Below are 20,331 nucleotides of genomic sequence, written 5' to 3'. Positions count from 1 at the left end.
CATGGGACTCTCCAAGCACACCGTCGACGCCTACCTGCGCCGCATCCGCGCCAAGCTCAACGTCAACACCACCGCCGAAATGACCCGCATCGCCATCGCCCTCGGGCTCTGAACCACACCACACACAAGCCAGCACGGCCCAAGCGGGCCGACACCCCCCTCACGACCCCCGCCCAGCCCCGCACGCACCCGCGTACGGGGCCCCAGCTACGCCCCGCAGGGCAGCCGCAGCAAACCGTGCCGGAAACCCACGCCAGACAGGCAGAAGGCCCCGTCACGCCGGCAGCACCACACACCCGCGGCGACAGCCCAGGCACCCAGGGCCGGACACCCGGGGCGGGCACACCGGGCGGGACCAGATGAAGAGCCCCGGGCCGAAGAGCAGGCCGCACACCCGGAAGACGGAACAGAAGGCGGCCGGGCCGGACGCCGGACAGGGGCGGCGGGGCCGCGCCGTGCGGGAACCGGGCGGGCAGGGGGTCAGGTGTGCAGGCGGCTGTTGGGGCCGTCCCGGTCACCCGCACTCTCATCGTTGAACCAGTAATCACCCGCCGCCAGGTAACGGAACGAATGCGTGCCCTCACTCGGCAGCGTCAACGTCACCGCCCGCTTACCGTCCGTCCGCGGCTCAAGAGTGTGGACACCGGGCTGCCAGTCGTTGAAATCCCCCACCACACTCACCGGCCCCGGCGGAGCGTCCACCGGCAGGACGAACGTGACCTCCGTGCGGTCCTTACGCAAAGTCCGCTCCAACACGACACCACTCCCCACACGCGAAATAGGGCGAAATGCACCGAAGAGGTACTGGCCCATCCTCAACCCCCCACCACCCCACCGCACCCCGACCACATCCTCGACGCTTTGCCTCAGGCGTTCTCTGGCGCGTCAGGCCGTGTGGTGTCAGACGCGGGGGCGACGCCCGGATGGAGGCGGGCCTTGGCCGGGGCAAGGCCTCCCTCGTCGTCCGGCGACGACGCGGCCGTCCCGAACGGCGACGCGAATGTCCGCGTAGTCCGCGTAGGGGGCCAAGCGGGTGATGTACCCGCCGGGGTGGTCATAGCTCCGGGGCGCGAGAGGGTTGTACACCTGCCACAACTCGTCGTCGGCTTCCATGATCCGGAGCGGCGTCCTCAAGCTCGCTCGTGGAGGGAGCCCTCCGGAACATCGGGGGAACTGGGCGGCACGCCAGATGCGGGCATCCCCGTGCACGGCCTCACCGCATGTTAGGGATATGGGCGGAAAGATCCCCTAAGTAGGAGGTATGTCAGGATGCGTGCGACTCTTCTTCGCGTGGCGACCGTGCTGGGTAGCGCGGCAGTGCTGGCCGCCGTCGGCGTCGGTACGGCCAGCGCTGACGGGGTGGGCAGCTCGGGAATCGGCAACCACGGCGTCGGGAACGCCGGCGTATTCAACGACGGTGTCGGAAACGCCGGTGCCTTCAACAACGGCGTCGGGAACGCCGGTGTCGCCAACTGGGGACTGGGCAGCGCGGGCATCGCGAACACGGGCATCGGCAGCCACGGCATCGGCAACTCGGGCGTCGGCACCTCCGGCATCGGCAACTGAGCCGCCCTTCGGGCTCGCACGACCAAGTGACACGACGCGCCCGGCCCATGGCTGGGCGCGTCACCTGAGCCTCGCCCCCGCATCACCCCCCTCACCGGGGTGGAAGACCCGGCCGAGACGCCGTATCACCACTTCCCGTTCGGGCGCGGGCGTTGCGGACCTGAACACCCCGGAGCAAGCTCAGGCAGACGGCGCAGACACCTACGCCGAGGCCGGTTGTGACTCCCCCCTTGAGCAGGGAGGACGGGATCACCGCGTCACCGTCGATCCGACCTCGCCGGAGCAGGCCCTCGGGCCCGGCCGGGACCCCGTCGAGGTCGTGCAGGGCGAAGCGGCCGCGCACGACGGGCAACGGGTGCAGGGAACCCAGGCGCGCCGTCCGGGGTCGGACAGCACTCCGGCCGCGACGCGATCTCCGGAGCAGAGCAGGCCGTCACACCCGCCGGCGCTGGTCGGGCGACACGGCCCCGGCGTCGCCGGCGTCCGCGACTCGGCGTCTGACCTGGTCTTCCTGGGCGAGGCGGCGTAGGAGCTCGAACACCGGGGCGCAGACCGCGAGGACGACGACCGCCCGCTCGGCCAGTGACACCGGGTCGTCGATGCCGACCGCGCGCTCCAGGTCCAGCCGGGCCACGGACTCCGCCAGCCGCGCGTAGGCGGCGAGTTCCGCCGGGGCGTAGTGCGCGTCCAGCCGCCGCAGTTCCTTCAGCGCCGCCGTCAGCCCCTTCACGTGCGGTGACGTCCCCGGCACCTGCCACTCCAGGGTCGCGAGCAGTTCCGTCACCTCCGCCCCCGCGGTCGCGTCGCCCTCGGACACCTCCTCGGGGCGCACCCCCGGTACCGGCAGGGCGTAGCTGACCGCCCCGAGGGCCCCCTCGACGCCGTGCGCCTGGTCGACGGCCCCGAGCACGTCGCGGGTGGCGGCGATCGACAGACCGCCGAGCGTGGTCAGCGCCTTGATCAGGCGCAGCCGCTGCGCGTGCTCCTCCCCGTACTCGGCCAGGGTCGCGGCCGTCGCCCGCCCCGCGGGCAGCAGACCCTGCCGCAGGAAGTACTTGATGCTGGCGACCGGCACGCCGGTCCGCCGACTGAGCTCCGAGATCTTCATTGCACCTGGCTTCGGCGATTGGACACCACAACAAGATACTGCCACTATCCAGTAGCTGGATACTCGAAGTATCCAACACAGAAACGCCGCCGCACCGGAGAATCGATGCCTCAGCCCACGCCGCCCACCTCCGTGCTCCGCCGACCCCAGCTGTGGATCGGAACGGGACTCATCGCCGCAGTGGTCTCGATGCTGTTCGCCCTGCTCTACGTCGGCGGCAACGTCAACCCCAAGGGCAATCTGCGCGACCTGCCCGTGGCCGTGGTCAACGCCGACCGCGGCGCCGATGCGGGCGGCCGCCACGTCAACCTGGGCGAGCAGGTCGTCGCCGGGATCCAGCAGGCGGCCAAGGGCGACAAGAGCATCGACTGGCAGGTCGTGAGCCGTGAGGAGGCCGACGAGCGGCTGGGCAAGGGCAAGCTCTTCGGCACCCTCGTCATCCCCGACGACTTCTCGGCCACGGTGACCGGGCTCACGGCGCCGCAGCCCGCACCCCAGGGCAAGGCCGCGCCGCCGACCATGACCGTGCTGACCAACCAGGCCGCCGGCAGCATCGGCTCCTCCATGGCCTCGCAGGCCGCGCAGAAGGCTGCCCACGCCGCCTCCGCCCAGCTCGGCCAGGAGCTCCTCAAGCAGGCCGGATCCCAGAAGACCCCGCTCCCGACGGCCGCACAGCTCAAGCTGGCCGACCCGGTGACCGTGACCGTCGCCGACGGCCACCCCGTCGGGCCCCGCAGCGCCATGGGTCTGAGCGCCTTCTACTACGCGCTGGTCCTGGTCGTCTGCGGCATGCTCGGCGCCAACGTGGTCAACTCCCAGGTCGACACCGCGCTCGGCTACCTGCACACCGACTTCGGTCCCTTCCGCAAGCGCGAACCCGTCCAGCACACCAGCCGCGTCCGCACCCTGGCCATCGGCATGGCCCTCATGCTCGGCCTGTCCCTGGTCATGGGCACCCTGGTGGAGGTCGCCACGGTCGGCATCCTCGACATGGACGCCTCCCACCTGGGCCTGCTGTGGCTCTACTCCGTCGCCACCATCGCGGTCGTCGGCATCGGCAGCCTGGCCCTGTTCGCCGCCTTCGGCACCCCGGGCATGCTGCTGGCCACCATCGTCTTCGTCGCGATGGCCGTCCCCTCCTCCGGCGCCACCGTGCCCGTCCAGGCGCTGCCCGGGTTCTTCCGCGCCCTCGCCGAGTTCGAACCGCTGCGCCAGATCACCGAGGGGCTCCGCTCCCTGCTCTACTACGGGGCCCAGGCCGACGCGGGGCTCACCCGGGCATGGGCCTCCATGGGCGTCGCACTGGTCGCTGCGCTGCTCTTCGGCTTCGCCGTCACCCGCCTCTACGACCGCCGGGGGCTGCACCGCATCCCCCGCCCCGAGACCGAGGCCGAGGCGGAGGTCGCGGCACCCGCCGAGGCATCGGAGTCCTCCGAGGCCATCGCACCCGCCACCTCCTGATTCCGCCGCGGCGGGCCGCCGGCGGCACGCCTGCCGAACCTCGTACAGGCACCCCGTACGGGTCCTCGCGTGGGACTCGCTTGACTGGTGGACGGCGCGACAGATAGGGAGAGGCTGTTCATCGCGCAAGGTGGGAAACGGGGGACATATGAAGCCGCTCGAATCGGGCGATCCGACTTCGCTCGGCGAGGGCCGCTATCGGCTGGTGGGACGGCTCGGCCAGGGTGGCATGGGGGTGGTCTACCTGGGCCGCTCGCAGTCCGGCCGGGCGGTCGCCGTCAAGGTCGTACGCCCCGAGTTGAGCACCGAGCCCGGGTTCAGGCGCAGGTTCGCCGACGAGGTCGCGGCGGCACGGCGGGTCGGCGGCTTCCACACCGCGCCGGTGGTCGACGCCGACCCGGACGGGGATCCGGCCTGGCTGGTGACGGCCTTCGTCCCCGGACCCACCCTGCAAGCGGTACTCGCGCGCGTCGGATCGCTGCCTGCCGACACGCTCACCGTCCTGGCGGCCGGCCTGGCCGAGGCACTTGAGGCCATCCACCGGGCGGGGGTCATCCACCGCGATCTGAAGCCCGCGAACATCATCGTCGCGGAGGACGGGCCGCGCGTCATCGACTTCGGCATCGCGCGCGCCCTGGACGGAACGGCCCTGACGCAGACCGGCCTGCAGGTCGGCACGCCGGGGTTCCTGGCACCGGAGCAGCTCACCGGCGGCGGTGCGGTCACCCCCGCGGTCGACATGTTCGCTCTCGGAGTGGTGCTCACCCAGGCGGCGGGCGGGGCCCCCTTCGGCGACGGCCCGTCCGCAGCCAGGCACTACAAGGTGGTGTACGAGGAACCGGACCTGAGCGCGGTGCCCTCCGAACTCCGCGAGGCCATCGGCGCCTGCCTGTCCAAGGACCCGGCGGCAAGGCCCACCCCGACTGCCTTCCTCGCCACCCTCACCGTCCACCACCCGGACGGTGACTCGTGGCTGCCGGATGCGGCAACGCGGCTGCTCCCGCCCCCCGAGCCGACGGCGCCCCCCACCGCTGCGGACAGCCCGCCGGCCGGCCCGTCCGGCAGCCCGCAGGCCCTTCCCGCAGCGGACACCGACCCGCCCGGTGTCGTGGAGCCCCGCCCCGAACAGGAGCGTACGGTGACGGGTCCGTCGGCGGGGTTCGGCCCCGTACCCGTTCCCGTACCCGTGACCGCACCCGCGCCCGCGCCCGCGGCGCCGGCAGGTGTGGAGAGGTCCCGGCGTCGCCGCGCAATGGTGCTGGCGGCAGCGCTCGCGACGTCCCTCGCGGTCGTCGGCCTGTTCGTGTGGCAGCCCTGGCACGACTCCACCAAGGACAACTCCAAGGGCGGCAACACCACGCCCAGCGAATCCGCCCCCGCCCCCGCCTCGTTCCCGACCGAACCCCTTCTGGTCCGGCAGGACACCGCCCCGGGCTGGCCCGGGACGTGCCACGGCGTCATCGCCCGCCGGGACGCCGCGGCGGAGAAGCCCGTGCAGCTCATCACAGGAGCCGCGGGCGCCTGCGCCACCCTGCCCCAGTGGTCCCCCGACCGCAGGGCGTTCGCGTTCACCCGCAGCACGCCCGAGGGCACGGCCGTCTGGACCGCCAACGCCGACGGTTCGAACGCGCGCCGGATCACCTCCATCGCCGGCGGCAGGGTGTCCTGGTCGCCGGACGGCAGCCGGCTCGCCGTGCTCCGCATGAAAGACGGTGTCCAGCAGCTGTTCGTGGTCGGCGTCGCCGACGGCTCGGCCCGCCAGCTCACCTCGGGCACGGGCCAGGTCGAGGATCCCGCGTGGTCGCCGGACGGCAAGAGCATCGCGGTCTGCCTGCAGACCACGCCCGAGAACTGGCAGATCCACCTGGTCGACCCCGCCGCGCCCAACCCCACTCCCGCCCCCCGGCAGGTGACCCGGCTGCCCCACCCGGCCCTCGACCCGGTGTGGTCACCCGACGGCGCCACCTTCGCCTACACGGCGGGCACCTACGGCACCGGCACCCACGGCGACATCCGCCTCGTGGACTCCGACGGCAGTGACGACCGTGAACTGGTCGCCACCAGCGCCCATGAGATGGACCCCGCCTGGTCCGTCGACGGCAAGTGGGTGGCGTTCGTCCGCGGCCCCTACGAGAAGCCGGTGATCTGGGCCGTCCGCACGGACCGGACCGGCGAGCAGGCGCTCACCACCGGAGACTCCACCGAAGGCCACCCCGCCTGGCGCTGAGAGCGAGGACCGAGCCGACCGGCCGACATGCCGACCGGCCGACCGGCCGACCGGCTGCTCCTGGTCATGGTGCCGACAGTGCGTGGGCGTGGGCGGCGGCCAAAGCGACGTCCACTGCCCGGTCGGCGGTGGTCTCGTCGACCGGTTCGCCGGTGAACACGAGGCGGAAGTAGATCGGCGCGACAAGGGCTTTGAGGAGTTCGCCCGGGTCGGTGTCCGTAGGCAGTTCGCCGCGTTCCACGGCTCGGCAGACGACGGGCTCCGCGCGCCGAAAGCGGTCCTCGAAGAGGGCGCGCTTGATCTCGGCGAGCCGGGGCGTGCGCGCGGTGTCCGAGAGGGCCGTGGTCAGCAGGGCACGGCCCGCGCTCGTGGTCATGGTCGCGACGAGTGCGCGGGCGAGGGCGCGCAGGTCGTTCTTCACCGCGCCGGTGTCGGGGATCGGGATGTCGGTGGCGAAGTGGTGGGCCAGAGCGTCCGCGACGAGGCCGTCGGAGGTCTTCCAGTTCCGGTAGATCGTCGTCTTGTGTACGCCGGCCCGCTGGGCGACGGCGTCGACGGTCAGGGCGGCGTACCCGGTTTCCGTGAGTTCGGTGATGGTGGCCGCCAGTACGGCGGCGCGCATCCGGCTGCCGCGCCCGACGGTGGGGCCGCGCTGCGGGGTGGGCTCGGCAGGCTTCATTGCAACTCCCAGTTGCTTTATGGACGGCGCATACGACAGCATCAGCATATTGCAACTCTTGGTTGCAATGCGGCTTGACGCTGCCTGCGTCCAGGCCCCGCACCCATGGATCGAGGTAGCCATGACCCCTGCCACCCGGGCGCACGCCCACGCCGTCCCGGCGCACGCCCACGCTTCGCCGAGCGACCGGTGGACGCCCGACTCCATCCCCGGCCAGTCGGGCCGTCTGGCCGTGGTCACCGGCGCCAACAGCGGAATCGGGTACGTCACCGCCCGCGAACTCGCCCGCCGCGGCGCCCACGTCGTCCTCGCCTGCCGCAGCCAGCAGCGCGGGCAGGAGGCGCTGGAGCGCCTGCGGGCCGAAGTACCCGGTGCCCGCGCCGAACTCCGCCTGCTCGACCTCGCCGACCTGAAGTCCGTCCGCCGGTTCGCCGAAGGCTGGAATCACGACCGCCTCGACCTCCTGGTCAACAACGCCGGCATCGCCATGGTGCCGTTCTCGCGGACCGCCGACGGCTTCGAGTCCCAGTTCGGCGTCAACCACCTCGGGACGTTCGCACTCACCGGACTCCTCATGCCGCACCTCCTGGCCTCCCCCGACCCGCGCGTGGTGACGGTCAGCAGTGAGGGGCAGCGGTTCGCCCGGTTCGACATGGGCAACCTCGACGCCGAGCGCGGCTACCGGCCCCTGTTCACCTACATCCAGTCCAAGCGGGCCAACCTGTACTTCGCGACGGAACTGCAGCGCAGGGCAGACGCCGCCGGGCTGGGACTGCGCAGCATGGCCGTGGCCCCCGGGCTCACCCGCTCGAACGTACTCACCGGCGGAGCCAACAGCACCCGGGGCCGCGCGTACGGAGCCCTGATGCGCCTGCTCCTGCGCAGCGCCTTCCGCCCGACGCCGGAGGGCGCGAAGACCTCCCTGTACGCCGCGACCGTGCCCGACCTGCCCGGAGGAAGCTACGTCGTGCCCGACGGGCCGTTCCAGCTCCGCGGCGAACCCGTACTCCGCAGCCGGGAACGCGCCATCGAGGACGCGGACACCGCCCACCGGTTGTGGGCCCTCTCGGAACGCCTCACCGGCGTCATCCACCCCGTGCCCGCGCAAGCTCCGTCCCGGGATTGAGGCGCCCCGACGGGACACGAGCCGGTCGGGGCCCGCGTCGATCGGGGCCCGCGTCGGAGCGTGGTCGGTTCAGCGCCGAAGTGCGGCAGTGGCCCGGCCCCGGACAGCACCCTCCGGGCGCCGGCGGAGCGCGTGCCGCGAGCGGTAGGCGAGCGAGGGCTTGCCGTGGGTGTCCGCGGCGGCGATCAGGAGCCCTCCCAGGGCGGAGAGGTCCGTCAGGAAGTGAGCGCGCTGCCGGGCGCGTTCCTCCGGGTCCTCCTCCGTCCAGAAGGCGTGCGTGGTGAGGGAGGCCGGCACCAGCGTGGCAGCGAGGGTGAGGGCGGCCAGGCGCGGGGCGCGCCCCGTCGCGAACAGCAGGCCCGCGGTGGCCCGGATCGCGCCGGTGGCGCGCACCAGCTGCGGCGGATCCACGGCGAGGGCCGGGACACGGTCCCCCACCGCCCGTATGACGGGCCGTGCTGCTTCCGTCAGGGCGGTGTCGGGGCGGCGCAGGGTGCGCAGGCCGCCGGTCACGAACGGAGCGGCGAGCAGGGGGCGGGCGAGCTTTCGTAGGACAGCCATGTCGCGCTGATGCCCGGACCTCGGGGGTCCATCCGGGCCTCGTGGGTCCGTACGGGCCGGGGCCGGTCGATCGTGGTGTTCGCCCGCCGTCGCGAGGGAGCCGACGGGGTGTCAGGACTCGCCGTCGATCCCCGTGACCGCGGGCGGCCCCAGAGGGGCGTCCTTCTCCGGGAAGCCCAGTTCCTCAAGGGTGGCGGCCAGCAGGCGGACGGCGTCGCCCTCGGCCGTTGCCCGGTCCGGGGCCTCGACTTCGAGCCGGACCGAAAAGGTGCCGCCCTCGTGGACCGTGAGCAGTTCCACGTCTTCCGTCTCGCTCAGGTCTGTGTGGTGCGAAGCCAGCCTCCTGGTCAGCTCGGAGCGTGTCTCGTCGTCGATGTCGCTCAGGAAGGTGCCGGGCACGGTGATGACGTAGGTGGTCACTGCTGCCTCCTGTCGGGTCGGCCGGGTTGAGTTGTGTGGATGCCCCGGTATCGGGTTTCGAATCCCGGTGGCTCGCCCGACCGGCCTGCCGTACGGGCGCGCAAGGCAGCCGTGAACGGTGGCCACGGCACTGAATAGAGCCATCGGGACCGGCCAGGAGAGTGGGTGGGAATACGGACGAAGACGAACCGGATGGAGGAACGACGATGAACTGGCGCCACGAGGCAGCCTGCCGGTGGGAGGACCCCGATCTCTTCTTCCCCGTGGGCTCCAGCGGCCCGGCACTCCTTCAGATCGAGGAAGCCAAAGCCGTGTGCCACCGCTGCCCGGTCAGGGAGACATGCCTTCAGTGGGCCCTCGAAGGAGGCCAGGAGTTCGGTGTGTGCGGTGGCATGAGCGAGGAGGAACGCCGCCGAACTGCCAGGCGGCGCAAGGCGCGGGCCCGGGCCGGCCGGTCCCGCGGGCCCTCCGAGTGATGCGCCGCCCCTCGCCGGAGGCGGTCTCGACGCGTGCCGGAGGCGGTCACCGCAGACCGCTGTAGGCAGCCATGATGATCTCCATGCCGCGGTTGTCCTCCTGCTGGTCCCGGTCGAGCATCTGGTTCATGACGTAGGCCACCGTCATGCGTGCGTCGGGGTCGCTCGCGACCAGCGAGCCGCCCCATCCGCCCCATCCGAAGGTGTTGCCGAACCTGCCGAAGCCCGTGGTCCACGACATCGGCGTCCGCAGGACGCGGTCGTCGCCGCGGAACACCTCCTGCCACGCGGGCTCACAACCGCGGGCGGACAGCAGCCGCACACCACCGGCCGATCCGTGGTTCGCCAGGACCGACTGGACGAGGGCGACGGACCGGGCGTTGCCGAAGCCGTTCACCGCCGGGATCTGGGCACGGCGCCAGGCCACGGAGTTGACGTCCCTGACCCGGACCGTGGCGCCGGTGTACTCGCGGCGCGCGCCGTCGGGCCCGAGTGGTGCGCCGGCGGTGTACGCGTCGGTCAGCGACGGCGGCGGGATGAGCGGTGCGACGCGGCGGTCGTGCTCGGCGGACAGCCCGATGTGGAAGTCCGCGCCCAGCGGCTCGGCCACTTCCTCGGCGAAGAACTCGCCGATGCTTCGGCCGGTGATGCGGCGGACGATCTCACCCACCAGGAACCCGAAGGTGAGCGCGTGATAGCCGGCGGCCGTTCCGGGCTCCCATTCGGGGGCCTGCGCGGCCAGCCCCGCCGTCACGCTCTCCCAGTCGTAGAGCTCCTCGACCGCCGTCGGCCCGGACAGGTCCGGTAGACCGGCGGTGTGTGACAGCACGTGGCGTACCAGCACGTTCTCCTTCCCGGCCGCGGCGAACTCGGGCCAATAGGCGGCGACCGGCGCGGCCGGGTCGAGCCGGCCCCGGTCGGCCAGGATCAGCGCGCACAGGGCGATCATGTTCTTGCTCGTCGAGTTCACGCAGGTGAGGGTGTCGCGCTCCCATCCGGCGGAGCGGTCCCCGTCGGCGTGCCCGCCCCAGATGTCGACCACCGGCTCGCCGTCGACGAAGACGGCCGCCGAGGCGCCGACGTCGTAGGTGCCGAGCACCTCTGCAAGTGCCTCGCGCACCGCGGCGAACCGCGGCTCGCACCGTCCTTCGATGTCAGTCATGGATGTGAGCCTCATGCGACGCGGGGGCTCCCTGCCCGACAATTCCCGCACCGGCTTTGTCGGGCGGGCGCGATCGGTTCTTCGCTACGTTCCCGCGGTGGAGACACGAGGAAGGGTGCACAGGCGTGCTGGAGCGGCTGAATCAGGCGCTGGACCACTTGGAAGCCGGCCTCGACCGGGAGATCGACATGGCCGAGGTGGCCCGGATCGCGGCCGTGTCGGAGTACCACTTCCGGCGGCTGTTCTCCGCGCTCGCCGGGATGCCGCTCCCGGTCTACGTGCGGCGTCGGCGGATGACGCTCGCCGGGGCCGATGTGCTGGCCGGGGAGCTGACGCTGCTCGATGTCGCGGTGCGGTACGGGTACGGCTCGGGCGAGGCGTTCGCCCGGGCGTTCCGGTCGGTGCACGGCATCGGTCCGGGCGAGGCCCGGCGTACGGGTGCGGTGCTCACGGCGCAGCCGCGCATGTCCTTCCGTGTCGTCGTCGAGGGGAGTACGAGCATGCGGTACCGGATCGTGGAGAAGGAGTCGTTCCGGGTCGTCGGCAGGAAGGCCACGGTCCCGCTGGTGCACGAGGGGCTCAACGAGGCCGCCTCGGCACACGTGGAGAGCCTGGACGAGCGGGCGATCGTACGGATGAAGGCGCTGGTCGGCTGCGAACCGGAGGGAATCCTGTCCGCGGTGGTGCACCTGACCGACAGCCGGGAGGAGGGGGCCGAGGTGGACTACTGGGTCGGTGTGGCGGCCCTCCCAGGGGCGGCGGCCGAGGGGCTCGACCGCCTGGACGTGCCGGCCGGGACCTGGGCGGTCTTCGACAACCGCGGGCCGTATCCGGGCGCCCTCCAGGAGCTGTGGCGGGACGTGTTCACGCAGTGGTTCCCCTCGAACCCGTACGCGAGTCGGCCCGGTCCGGAACTCCTGCTGACGCAGCCGGTGGAGGTCGGCGCGGAGACGGACTCGCAGCTGTGGGTCCCGGTCGAGCGGGACCGCTGAGGCGTGAACACCCCTGGACCGGTCGAGGCCGCGCTCCGCCGTCGCGGATCTACGCCGCTGCGGGTGGCTTCGGGGCGACCGCGGGGACGGTGCCGGGGCGCGCGGTGGGAGCGCCGTCGATCTCCGCACTGCGCTGTCCGCCGCCAACTCGCCGAAGACGGTGAGGTGCCCGCCGTCGGTACGGTCGCTCGGTACGGCCGGGCACGGGAGTCGGGGCCGCCCCGGCCGGATCCCGCCGAGGACCTCCCCGCCGCCGGATCGGGCCGCCACGACCGACCACCCACCCGCCTCGACTACCCTCAAACACGTGATCGAGCACGTGAACCAACTCGGACCCACCGCGCCCGCAGCCGGGCCGGCGCCCACCCCCGACACCCCGGTGGTGTGGGCCCTCAACACCACCATCGACGCCGTCGGCGGCCACCCGGTCGCCGAGGCGAGCTCCGTCCTCGACGCGGAGGAACGCGAACGCGCCGCCCGCTTCCACACTCCGGGCCTGGCCCACCGTTACGTCGCCTCCCACCTCGCCCTGCGCACTCTCCTCGGCGTGTACCTCGACCGGCCGCCCCACACCGTCCGGCTCACCCGCGAGGACTGCCCCTGCTGCGGCGCGCCCCACGGCCGCCCCAACATCCCGGGAAACCCCCTCCACTTCTCCCTCTCCCACAGTGGCGACCACGCCTACATCGCCCTGGCCACCACCCCCGTCGGCGTCGACATCGAAGAGCACCCGACCCCGCAGACCCTCACCGACGTCCTGCACCTCCTCCACCCCACCGAGACGCAGGAGCTGACCGCCCTTCCCGACGCCGAGCGCATCACCGCCCTCGCGCGCTGCTGGGCCCGCAAGGAAGCCTGTCTCAAAGCCGCGGGAACCGGGCTCGCCAACGGCCTCACCGACCCCTACGTAGGCACCCTCCCCCACCCGGCGGCCGTGCCCGGTTACCACCTCACCGACCTGCCGACCCCCACCCGCTACCAGGCCGCCCTCGCCACCCTCACCGCCCCCTGACTCACGCACCGCCGGGCGCCGGTATGCGGGTTCGGCAGGTCTGGCATGCCGGATCATCGCTTGTCGCACGTCTCGCCGTGCACCACGCTGGCGGGCATGACCGCACGACACACCGCGAAAGCCGATGCCGTAGCAGCCGCGCTCGAACCGCTCCGTGCCTACATGCGCGGGCACGCGACCGGCGACCCGGTTCACTTCCGCGACGCGTTCCTGCCCACCGCGCACATCGAGGGCATCCGTGACGGGGGTTTCGCCTCCTGGCCCCTCGACGAATACTGCGCCCTCTTCCCGGGCCGGCCGGCCCCGGACGAACCGTCCCGCAGCCGCCGCATCGACGCGATCGACGTCCGCGGCACCGTCGCCACGGCGACGATGACGCTGTCGCACGGCACGGAGACGTTCACCGACGTCTTCCTGCTGGTCCGTGCGGGCGACGGCTGGCGCATCGCCAACAAGGCGTATCACCGGCACTCCTGAGACGGACTCGGCCGGGGCCTCCTCGTGCGGTGGGCGGGGCCGTCAGGAGGGCGGGGGCGCAGCGCCGGGGTCCTCGCCGTCGCGGTCGTCCTTCGTTTGCCCCGGTGCCGGGTCCTGCGCCGGGCCGATGCGGATCTCGAAGCCGCCCGCGTACTTCTCGTGGCCCGCGATCACTGCTTCCTCCACGGCCTCCTCGGCGAGTTCGCTGCGGACGATCAGCGGGTCCCGGCGGAGGTCCCGCAGGAGGGCCCAGCACATGCCGATCATCACCAGCACGAACGGCGCCGCCACGAGGATCGTCAGGTGCTGCAGGCCCGCGAGGGCGTCGCCCTTGCCCTCACCGACCAGCAGCATGACGGCCGCGACGCCGCCGGTCACCACGCCCCAGAAGACGACGACGAACCGGGCAGGTTCGAAGGTGCCCTTCTGGGAGAGGGTGCCCATCACGATCGACGCCGCGTCGGCGCCGGAAACGAAGAAGATGCCGACCAGGACCATCACGAGGAGGCTCATCACGCCCGCGATCGGGAACTCCTGGAGGACCCCGAAAAGCTGCGCCTCGGGTGTGGTCGCGCCGCCGAGCTCGCCCTGCTCCTTCAGCCGCATGGCGGTCCCGCCGAAGATGGCGAACCAGACCAGGCTCACGGTGCTCGGCACCAGGATGACGCCGCCCACGAACTGACGGATCGTACGGCCCCGGCTGATGCGGGCGATGAACATGCCGACGAACGGCGTCCAGGAGATCCACCAGGCCCAGTAGAAGACCGTCCAGCTGCTCAGCCAGTCGGCGACGTCACCGCCGCCGGTGGACGCCTCGGTGCGGCCGATCAGCTGCGGCAGCTCCTCGAAGTACGCGGCGAGGGAGGTGGGGATCAGGTCGAGGACCAAGATGGTGGGGCCGACGACGAACACGAAGGCCGCGAGGATGACGGCCAGCACCATGTTGATGTTGGAGAGCCACTGGATGCCCTTCTCCACGCCGGAGACGGCCGAGAAGACGAAGCAGACGGTGAGCACGCAGATGACGGCGACGAGCAGCCCCGTACCGGCCTTGTTCAGCCAGCCCACCTCGTGCATGCCGCTGCCGATCTGGAGCGCGCCGAGCCCCAGGGACGTGGCGGAGCCGAACAGCGTGGCGAAGATCGCCAGGATGTCGATCACCCGGCCCGGGGCGCCTTCGGCGCGCTTCTGCCCCAGGAGCGGGACGAACACGGCACTGATCGTCTGCCGTCGGCGGCGGCGGAAGGTGCTGTACGCGATGGCCAGGCCGACGACGGCGTAGATGGCCCACGGATGCAGCGTCCAGTGGAAGAGCGTGGTGGCGAGCGCCGTCTGCATGGCGTCCGCGGAATCGGCGGGGTCGGTGCCGGGTGGCGGGTCGGTGTAGTGCGCGAGGGGTTCGCTGACGCCGTAGAACATCAGGCCGATGCCCATGCCGGCGCTGAACATCATGGCGACCCAGGAGACGGTGCTGAACTCCGGCTTCTCGTGCTCCTGTCCCAGCTCGATCCGTCCGTACCGGCTGATGGCGAGCCAGAGCGCGAAGACGACGAACCCGGAGGCGGCGAGGACGAACGCCCAGCCGGCGTTGTGCATCAGGCCGTTCAGCAGGGTGTCGGACACGCTCTCCAGCGAGCCGGTGGCCGTGACACCCCAGACGACGAAGCCCAGGGTCAGTACGGCCGTCACGCCGAAGACCACCCGGTCGGTGACGGGTGCCTCGTCCTCGTGGGGGTGGCGGCCGGGCAGGGCCGCCTTCACGGGCAGCCGCAGCCTGGTCCCCCGTTTGCGTTGCTCCTGAGACACAGACTGCACACCTTTCGCGATCACGGCCCGAGGCTTCTCGTATGCCGTACCACGATGTGCACGTCCGTCCCGGTATCAACAGGCTTCGAGGGGGTGCCCCCCGGGAGGTGATGGGCCGAACGGGTGACCAGGAGGAGCGGCGCGAGGGCCGTGCGGGCCCGCAGGGGTGCCCTGCGCCCGCGCTCCGTCAGCCGCTCTTCAGCCGGCGGACGAACTCGTCACCCAAGCGGCGCTGGAGATCGGCCAGTTGCTCGTCGGTCAGGCCTTTGAGGTCGCCCGGATCGCCGCCGCCTTTCGCCGCGCCGTCCTGTTGCTTCTGCTGCTCCCGGCGTTTGAGTTCCTGCTCCTCGGGAGAGCCGGGCGCCGCGTACGCGCACCGGATGAGGGCGCCGTCGGCGGCCTTGAGGCAGGTGGCTTCGCGGCCGTCGACCGGGCCCCTTCCCTCGACGCGGTAGCGGATGTTCTGTTCGCTGCCGACGGTGGCCGTCCACGTACTGCCCCCGGTGGGGACGATCTCGAACACCTCGTCGTCGTTGTAGCAGCAGACGTCCCGGTACTCGGCCTTGATGAGCGCCACGAGCGCCTTCGGCGAGGACCAGGCGGGATCGAGGCGGTATACGGTCATCGGAGCGAGAGCACCGCCCTGGTGGCGCGTGGGCACGGTCGAGACGGCCACCACCGAGCTGGCGTCCCCCTGCGGGGTGAGCGGGGTGACGTAGGCGCTGCCACCGCTCGCGGCGCCGCCGTACCGCAGGGTGAACTCGGACTCGTTGCCCTCGTTGGCGCCGTCCTCGGAGGCGTCCCAGCCGCTGCGCTCGAACCACCAGTCACCGAAGCCGCCCACGGCGGCCGTGCCCTCCCGCTGGCGCGCGGCGAGGCTCAGGGGGTAGGAGGGGCCGGGGACGGCGGACGTGTCGGTGGTGACCGTCAGCTTTCCGGTGCTGCCGTCGTAGAGGGCCACGCCGGCGGGGCGTTCGGTCACGACGAGGAGGCCGGTCTGGCGCTTGAGGGGGACGACGACGACCGGGGTGCCGTTCGAGCAGGTGACGTAGGCGTCGTCGGCCTCGAAGCGGACCCACCGCTTCACGGCCGAGATCTTCCGGCCGAGGTTGTGGGTGAACCAGCCGCTGATCCGGGCGTCCGCCTTCTCCACGTCGAACGGACAGCGTTCCTGGCTGCGGCCGGTGCCGCCCAGCGGGACCTCCTGCACGAGGCCCACTTCGTACCCGGCGAGCCAGCCGCGCCGCTCGACCAGGGCGCCGAAACGGTCGGAGTCGGGCAGGTAGGTGATGTCGGATATCTCGCCGGTGACATCGCCCAGGTGCGGGGCGGCCTGCGCCTTGCCGACCACGTACGGGGAGCGGGCGGACAGCGTGGGCACGGGGTCGCTCACGATTTCCGCGGAGGCCATGTAGGCGCGGTCTTGGAGGTAGGCCCCGTACACCAGCCAGCCGATGGCGAGCACCAGGGCGAAGGCGCCGCCGAACCATCCCAGGACGATGGCCGCGTTGCCCCCGCCCCCGGCACGGCCCGCGCGTCGCCGGAGCCACCGCAGGGCCAGCCCGGCCGCGACGCAGCACGCCACGGTCAGCAGGGGCAGCGAGAACCAGGCGAAGAGCTTGCGCAGTTCCCAGACCATGATCGTCGTGTAGTAGGAGGCGTACCACAGCACGAATGCCGTCGCCAGTGCGGTCAGTACCCAACCCCATGCCCGTGCCATCGGTGCTCCCCCCGCCCCGGTCCGGGCCCCCGCCCGGTGCCGCTCGCTCGATTCTGCACTCCCGGCCGGACCGTGTCAGCGCTCTCGCGCGAGGCCGGTGCGGGCCCGCTCACGAAAATTTCACAACTCGGGTGCTCCGTACGCCGGCAGGCGCTCCCCGGTGCCTGCGCAGCACTCCCCCGCCCTCCGGGCCGGGCCCCGGCGTCGTCCGCCGGGCGGCTCCGAGGAGCGTCGCCCCGGCCCGGACCGCGCACGGCCGGAGCCCGCACCGGGAAGCGCGGCGTGGCGTGAATCCGCCCCGTCGGCGGAGCCGGCGGAGTACGTCACCGCGCCGGGGGCTCCGGGAAGGGCCCAGGCAGCGGCGGCCGGGAGCCGTCCCGCCACGGGAGGGCTGCCACGTCGGCCCCGTTTCGGCGCCGCACGCGCCTCCGGCGTGAAATCGAGCCTCCTCGGGCCACCGCGGCCCCGGCGGCATCGGCGGTACGGGCACGCCTTCGGCGCGCTGGCGGACCCCGGGCCGGCCTCATTGGCCGTGCCCGCGTCATGTGCGGCGCGTCTTTGCCCAATCATGGCCGGAGCATGGCAAGGATGTTACGCGTTCGTGGGCCCCTTGTGGGCGGGCCGGGGGTGGGTCAACCTTTCGAAGGCGGAAGCGAGTTGACGATGTGTCATGTGCATGGCGACATGCGACGCCCCGTCGGCCGTCGCCCCCGCTTCATCCCCGAAGTGCACCACCCATGAGGAGGACCCCCCACATGTCCGTGATGCGTCACACCCGCCGGAGGTTCGCCGGCATCAGCGCGACCGCGGTCGCGGCCCTCGCGCTCGGCGCGGCCGCCGCACTGCCCGCCTCGGCCGCCGACAGCGGCGCACAGGGCGTCATCGAGAACGCAGGCGCCGCCGGAAGCATCTCCGGCAGCTACATCGTGACCCTGAAGGACTCCGCGGCCCGCTCCACCGCCGACAGCGGCAAGGCCGTGGCGAAGCGCTACGGCGCGAAGATCGACCGGACCTACAGCGCGGCCCTCAACGGCTACTCCGTCAAGGTCTCCGAGGCCCAGGCCGAGAAGCTCGCCGCCGACCCGGCCGTGCAGTCGGTCGTGCAGGACCGCGTCTTCACCGTGGACGCGACCCAGCCGAACCCGCCGTCCTGGGGCCTGGACCGGATCGACCAGCGGGCACTCCCGCTCAACCAGAGCTACACCTACCCGGACAAGGCCGGCGAGGGCGTCACCGCCTACATCATCGACACCGGTGTCCGCATCACCCACCAGGACTTCGGCGGCCGTGCCTCCTACGGCTACGACGCCATCGACAACGACAACACCGCTCAGGACGGCCACGGACACGGCACGCACGTCGCCGGCACCGTCGCGGGCGGCGCGTACGGCGTGGCCAAGAAGGCCAAGATCGTCGGCGTCCGCGTCCTCGACAACAACGGCTCCGGCACGACCGCGCAGGTCGTCGCGGGCATCGACTGGGTGACCCGCAACGCCGTCAAGCCGGCCGTCGCCAACATGTCCCTCGGCGGCGGCGCCGACTCCGCGCTCGACACGGCCGTGCGCAACTCCATAGCCTCCGGCATCACCTACGGTGTCGCGGCGGGCAACGAGTCGACGAACGCGTCCACCAAGTCCCCGGCGCGCGTCGCAGAGGCCATCACCGTCGGCGCCACCACCAACACCGACGCCAAGGCGAGCTACTCCAACTACGGCAACGTCCTGGACATCTTCGCCCCCGGCTCCTCCATCACCTCCTCGTGGGGCACGGGCGACACCGCCACCAACACCATCTCCGGCACGTCCATGGCCACGCCGCACGTGGTCGGAGCGGCGGCTCTGTACCTGTCGCAGAACACCTCCAGCACCCCGGCGCAGGTCCGTGACGCCCTGGTCGCGGCCGCCACGCCGAACGTGGTGACCGGCCCCGGCACGGGCTCCCCGAACCTGCTGCTCAACGTCGGTGAGGGCGGCACCGTCCCGCCGGGCAAGCGCTTCGAGAACACCGCGGACTACGCGATCAGCGACAACGCGACCGTCGATTCGCCCGTCACCGTCAGCGGGGTCAGCGGCAACGCCCCGGCGGCTCTGACCGTCGCGGTCGACATCAAGCACACCTACATCGGCGACCTCAAGGTCGACCTGGTCGCGCCCGACGGCACCCTGTACAACCTGCACAACCGCTCGGGCGGCAGCGCGGACAACATCATCAAGACCGTCACCGTCAACGCCTCCTCCGAGGTCGCCAACGGGGTGTGGAAGCTCCGCGTGAACGACAACGCGAACCTCGACACCGGAAAGATCGACTCCTGGGCGCTGCAGTTCTGAGCGCACGGAGCAGCGCATGACTCCTGAGCCGCGATGAACAGGCGGGGGCGACCACGGGGCGGTCCCCCCCGCCGCACGTCCACGCCCCCTCGACCACGCCCCCTCGACCACCGCGCTCGCGGCCGCATAGGGTCCGCGCATGGCCACGTACGAACGTGAGATCACCGGTCCGGTCGGACTGTGCCTCCCCGACGGCAGGGTCGATCCCGCGGCGATCGGCTGGTCGCGCCGGCCCCTGCACCGCTCGTCGATACCGGGCTGGGGCCGTACCAAGCGGTGGGAGTACTGGTGCGTCACGACGCCGACGCACCTGGTCGCCCTCACCGTCAGCGACCTGGACTACCTGGCCCTGAACTCCGTCTACGTGCTGGAGTTCGGGCCCGCCCGGCGGCGCGAGTTCGAGCGGACCGCGATCCTGCCCGGCGGTCGCGGCGTGCGACTGCCCGACACCGTCGCCGGCTCCGCGGGGACGCGGCCCGTCGTCGTGGGGCCCGAGCGGCCCGTCCGCGGCCAGGTCCGCGTCGAGATCGGCGAAGGGCCGGGCGGTACCCGGCTGCGGGCGCGCTGCCTGGGGCCCGGCCGGGTGCCCGTGGTGGTCGACCTGTTCGCCGCACTGCCGGACGGGCACGAGACCCTTTCGGTGGTCGTGCCGTGGAGCGAGCGGCGCTTCCAGTACACCTCCAAGCACACGGCGCGCCCCGCGACGGGCACCGTCACCGTCGGGGACGACGTCCTGCCGTTCGGGGACGGGGCCTGGGCCGTGCTGGACCACGGGCGCGGGCGCTGGCCCCGGCGCGTGCGCTGGAACTGGGGGGCTGCCTCCGGCCGTACGGACGGGCACACCGTCGGGCTCCAGCTCGGCGGCGAGTGGACCCGCGGCACGGGCTCGACCGAGAACGCGCTGTGCGTCGACGGCACGCTCACCAAGATCGGCCGGGAGCTCGTCTGGGACTTCGAGCCCGACGACCCCCTGGCGCCGTGGAGCGTCCACGACGGCGGGGCCGGGCAGGTGGACCTGCGGTTCACGCCGTTCCACGTACGGCGCGTGCGGACGGACGCAGGGCTGATCGGCAACCGCACCGACCAGTGTTTCGGCCATTACGCGGGCACCGTCCGCGCTGACGGGGGCCGGCCGATCGCGGTCGACGGCCTGCTGGGGTGGGCCGAGAACGTCCGCATGAGGTGGTAGCGGTAGCGGTCCGCGCGGGTCG

Annotated in this window: 18 protein-coding genes and 1 pseudogene; 11 read left to right on the top strand and 8 right to left on the bottom strand. The window is 72.1% G+C overall.

Annotation, left to right across the window (positions count from 1 at the left end):
* Position 1 precedes the first annotated feature (1 nt).
* Positions 2 to 112, top strand: coding sequence for a LuxR C-terminal-related transcriptional regulator (locus IG86_RS45135; RefSeq protein ID WP_276329197.1), 111 nt, complete (start codon positions 2 to 4; stop codon positions 110 to 112).
* 368 nt (positions 113 to 480) lie between these two features.
* Here the strand turns inward: IG86_RS45135 and IG86_RS0126895 are convergent, their stop codons facing one another.
* Complete coding sequence (locus IG86_RS0126895) at positions 481 to 756, bottom strand: isoamylase early set domain-containing protein (RefSeq protein ID WP_030829189.1); 276 nt, start codon at positions 754 to 756, stop codon at positions 481 to 483.
* A 534-nt stretch (positions 757 to 1,290) separates the two neighbouring features.
* On the opposite strand from IG86_RS0126895, the gene IG86_RS0126890 reads away from it, so the two are divergent.
* Complete coding sequence (locus IG86_RS0126890; protein ID WP_234316340.1) at positions 1,291 to 1,566, top strand: hypothetical protein; 276 nt, start codon at positions 1,291 to 1,293, stop codon at positions 1,564 to 1,566.
* A gap of 433 nt (positions 1,567 to 1,999) precedes the next feature.
* On the opposite strand, the gene IG86_RS0126885 is transcribed toward IG86_RS0126890, so the two are convergent.
* Positions 2,000 to 2,674 carry a MerR family transcriptional regulator gene (locus IG86_RS0126885; RefSeq protein ID WP_037849130.1) on the bottom strand — a complete coding sequence of 225 codons (675 nt, stop codon included), beginning with the start codon at positions 2,672 to 2,674 and terminating at the stop codon, positions 2,000 to 2,002.
* Between the two features lie 105 nt (positions 2,675 to 2,779).
* Here IG86_RS0126885 and IG86_RS0126880 point away from each other — a divergent pair, with 105 nt between their 5' ends.
* Positions 2,780 to 4,135, top strand: a complete 1,356-nt coding sequence (locus IG86_RS0126880) for a YhgE/Pip domain-containing protein (RefSeq protein WP_030829176.1) — start codon at positions 2,780 to 2,782, stop codon at positions 4,133 to 4,135.
* 148 nt (positions 4,136 to 4,283) lie between these two features.
* The gene (locus IG86_RS40165; protein ID WP_051785428.1) at positions 4,284 to 6,362 is read left to right on the top strand and encodes a protein kinase domain-containing protein; all 2,079 of its coding nucleotides are present in this window, start codon (positions 4,284 to 4,286) and stop codon (positions 6,360 to 6,362) included.
* A gap of 64 nt (positions 6,363 to 6,426) precedes the next feature.
* Here the strand turns inward: IG86_RS40165 and IG86_RS0126870 are convergent, their stop codons facing one another.
* Positions 6,427 to 7,041 (bottom strand): TetR/AcrR family transcriptional regulator, encoded by a 615-nt coding sequence (locus tag IG86_RS0126870; protein ID WP_234316339.1) that lies wholly within the window; start codon positions 7,039 to 7,041, stop codon positions 6,427 to 6,429.
* Between the two features lie 121 nt (positions 7,042 to 7,162).
* On the opposite strand from IG86_RS0126870, the gene IG86_RS0126865 reads away from it, so the two are divergent.
* The gene (locus IG86_RS0126865; protein ID WP_078848638.1) at positions 7,163 to 8,167 is read left to right on the top strand and encodes an oxidoreductase; all 1,005 of its coding nucleotides are present in this window, start codon (positions 7,163 to 7,165) and stop codon (positions 8,165 to 8,167) included.
* Positions 8,168 to 8,236: 69 nt separating this feature from the next.
* Here IG86_RS0126865 and IG86_RS0126860 read toward each other — a convergent pair whose 3' ends face one another.
* Positions 8,237 to 8,728 carry a DoxX family membrane protein gene (locus IG86_RS0126860; RefSeq protein WP_045937396.1) on the bottom strand — a complete coding sequence of 164 codons (492 nt, stop codon included), beginning with the start codon at positions 8,726 to 8,728 and terminating at the stop codon, positions 8,237 to 8,239.
* Between the two features lie 111 nt (positions 8,729 to 8,839).
* A complete protein-coding gene (locus IG86_RS0126855) occupies positions 8,840 to 9,148 on the bottom strand; it encodes a hypothetical protein (protein WP_030829161.1) in 309 nt (102 codons plus the stop codon).
* A 206-nt stretch (positions 9,149 to 9,354) separates the two neighbouring features.
* Between IG86_RS0126855 and IG86_RS0126850 the strand changes: the two genes are divergently transcribed.
* On the top strand, positions 9,355 to 9,624 hold the full coding sequence (locus tag IG86_RS0126850) for a WhiB family transcriptional regulator (RefSeq protein WP_030829158.1): 270 nt from the start codon (positions 9,355 to 9,357) through the stop codon (positions 9,622 to 9,624).
* 46 nt (positions 9,625 to 9,670) lie between these two features.
* On the opposite strand, the gene IG86_RS0126845 is transcribed toward IG86_RS0126850, so the two are convergent.
* Positions 9,671 to 10,786 carry an EstA family serine hydrolase gene (locus IG86_RS0126845; protein WP_030900285.1) on the bottom strand — a complete coding sequence of 372 codons (1,116 nt, stop codon included), beginning with the start codon at positions 10,784 to 10,786 and terminating at the stop codon, positions 9,671 to 9,673.
* 125 nt (positions 10,787 to 10,911) lie between these two features.
* On the opposite strand from IG86_RS0126845, the gene IG86_RS0126840 reads away from it, so the two are divergent.
* The 3 genes and pseudogenes from IG86_RS0126840 to IG86_RS0126830 all read left to right on the top strand — a co-directional run.
* A complete protein-coding gene (locus tag IG86_RS0126840) occupies positions 10,912 to 11,778 on the top strand; it encodes an AraC family transcriptional regulator (RefSeq protein ID WP_030829152.1) in 867 nt (288 codons plus the stop codon).
* 307 nt (positions 11,779 to 12,085) lie between these two features.
* Positions 12,086 to 12,790 (top strand): 4'-phosphopantetheinyl transferase family protein, encoded by a 705-nt coding sequence (locus tag IG86_RS0126835; RefSeq protein WP_051785427.1) that lies wholly within the window; start codon positions 12,086 to 12,088, stop codon positions 12,788 to 12,790.
* Between the two features lie 135 nt (positions 12,791 to 12,925).
* Positions 12,926 to 13,267, top strand: a pseudogene (locus tag IG86_RS0126830) (nuclear transport factor 2 family protein); the annotation flags it as partial.
* Between the two features lie 42 nt (positions 13,268 to 13,309).
* Here IG86_RS0126830 and IG86_RS0126825 read toward each other — a convergent pair.
* Together IG86_RS0126825 and IG86_RS0126820 are read right to left on the bottom strand one after the other, a co-directional pair.
* Positions 13,310 to 15,073 carry a BCCT family transporter gene (locus IG86_RS0126825; RefSeq protein ID WP_385873118.1) on the bottom strand — a complete coding sequence of 588 codons (1,764 nt, stop codon included), beginning with the start codon at positions 15,071 to 15,073 and terminating at the stop codon, positions 13,310 to 13,312.
* Between the two features lie 187 nt (positions 15,074 to 15,260).
* Positions 15,261 to 16,793, bottom strand: coding sequence for a hypothetical protein (locus IG86_RS0126820; protein WP_045937395.1), 1,533 nt, complete (start codon positions 16,791 to 16,793; stop codon positions 15,261 to 15,263).
* 755 nt (positions 16,794 to 17,548) lie between these two features.
* Between IG86_RS0126820 and IG86_RS0126815 the strand changes: the two genes are divergently transcribed.
* The gene (locus IG86_RS0126815) at positions 17,549 to 19,120 is read left to right on the top strand and encodes a S8 family peptidase (protein WP_030900275.1); all 1,572 of its coding nucleotides are present in this window, start codon (positions 17,549 to 17,551) and stop codon (positions 19,118 to 19,120) included.
* A 139-nt stretch (positions 19,121 to 19,259) separates the two neighbouring features.
* On the top strand, positions 19,260 to 20,309 hold the full coding sequence (locus IG86_RS0126810; protein ID WP_030900273.1) for a DUF2804 domain-containing protein: 1,050 nt from the start codon (positions 19,260 to 19,262) through the stop codon (positions 20,307 to 20,309).
* Positions 20,310 to 20,331 lie beyond the last annotated feature (22 nt).

This window comes from Streptomyces virginiae, assembly GCF_000720455.1.
GTDB classification, from domain to species: Bacteria; Actinomycetota; Actinomycetes; order Streptomycetales; family Streptomycetaceae; genus Streptomyces; species Streptomyces virginiae.
The sequence above is the reverse complement of the archived record's forward strand: the minus strand, read 5'-3'. Positions and strand labels throughout refer to the sequence as shown.

Bases quoted from the DNA above. Each gene is read 5' to 3' on its own strand.
- IG86_RS0126870 (WP_234316339.1), bottom strand. From the start codon at position 7,041: ATGAAGCCTGCCGAGCCCACCCCGCAGCGCGGCCCCACCGTCGGGCGC.
- IG86_RS0126815 (WP_030900275.1), top strand. From the start codon at position 17,549: ATGTCCGTGATGCGTCACACCCGCCGGAGGTTCGCCGGCATCAGCGCG.
- IG86_RS45135 (WP_276329197.1), top strand. From the start codon at position 2: ATGGGACTCTCCAAGCACACCGTCGACGCCTACCTGCGCCGCATCCGC.
- IG86_RS40165 (WP_051785428.1), top strand. From the start codon at position 4,284: ATGAAGCCGCTCGAATCGGGCGATCCGACTTCGCTCGGCGAGGGCCGC.
- IG86_RS0126845 (WP_030900285.1), bottom strand. From the start codon at position 10,786: ATGACTGACATCGAAGGACGGTGCGAGCCGCGGTTCGCCGCGGTGCGC.
- IG86_RS0126850 (WP_030829158.1), top strand. From the start codon at position 9,355: ATGAACTGGCGCCACGAGGCAGCCTGCCGGTGGGAGGACCCCGATCTC.
- IG86_RS0126810 (WP_030900273.1), top strand. From the start codon at position 19,260: ATGGCCACGTACGAACGTGAGATCACCGGTCCGGTCGGACTGTGCCTC.
- IG86_RS0126860 (WP_045937396.1), bottom strand. From the start codon at position 8,728: ATGGCTGTCCTACGAAAGCTCGCCCGCCCCCTGCTCGCCGCTCCGTTC.
- IG86_RS0126865 (WP_078848638.1), top strand. From the start codon at position 7,163: ATGACCCCTGCCACCCGGGCGCACGCCCACGCCGTCCCGGCGCACGCC.
- IG86_RS0126880 (WP_030829176.1), top strand. From the start codon at position 2,780: ATGCCTCAGCCCACGCCGCCCACCTCCGTGCTCCGCCGACCCCAGCTG.
- IG86_RS0126885 (WP_037849130.1), bottom strand. From the start codon at position 2,674: ATGAAGATCTCGGAGCTCAGTCGGCGGACCGGCGTGCCGGTCGCCAGC.
- IG86_RS0126820 (WP_045937395.1), bottom strand. From the start codon at position 16,793: ATGGCACGGGCATGGGGTTGGGTACTGACCGCACTGGCGACGGCATTC.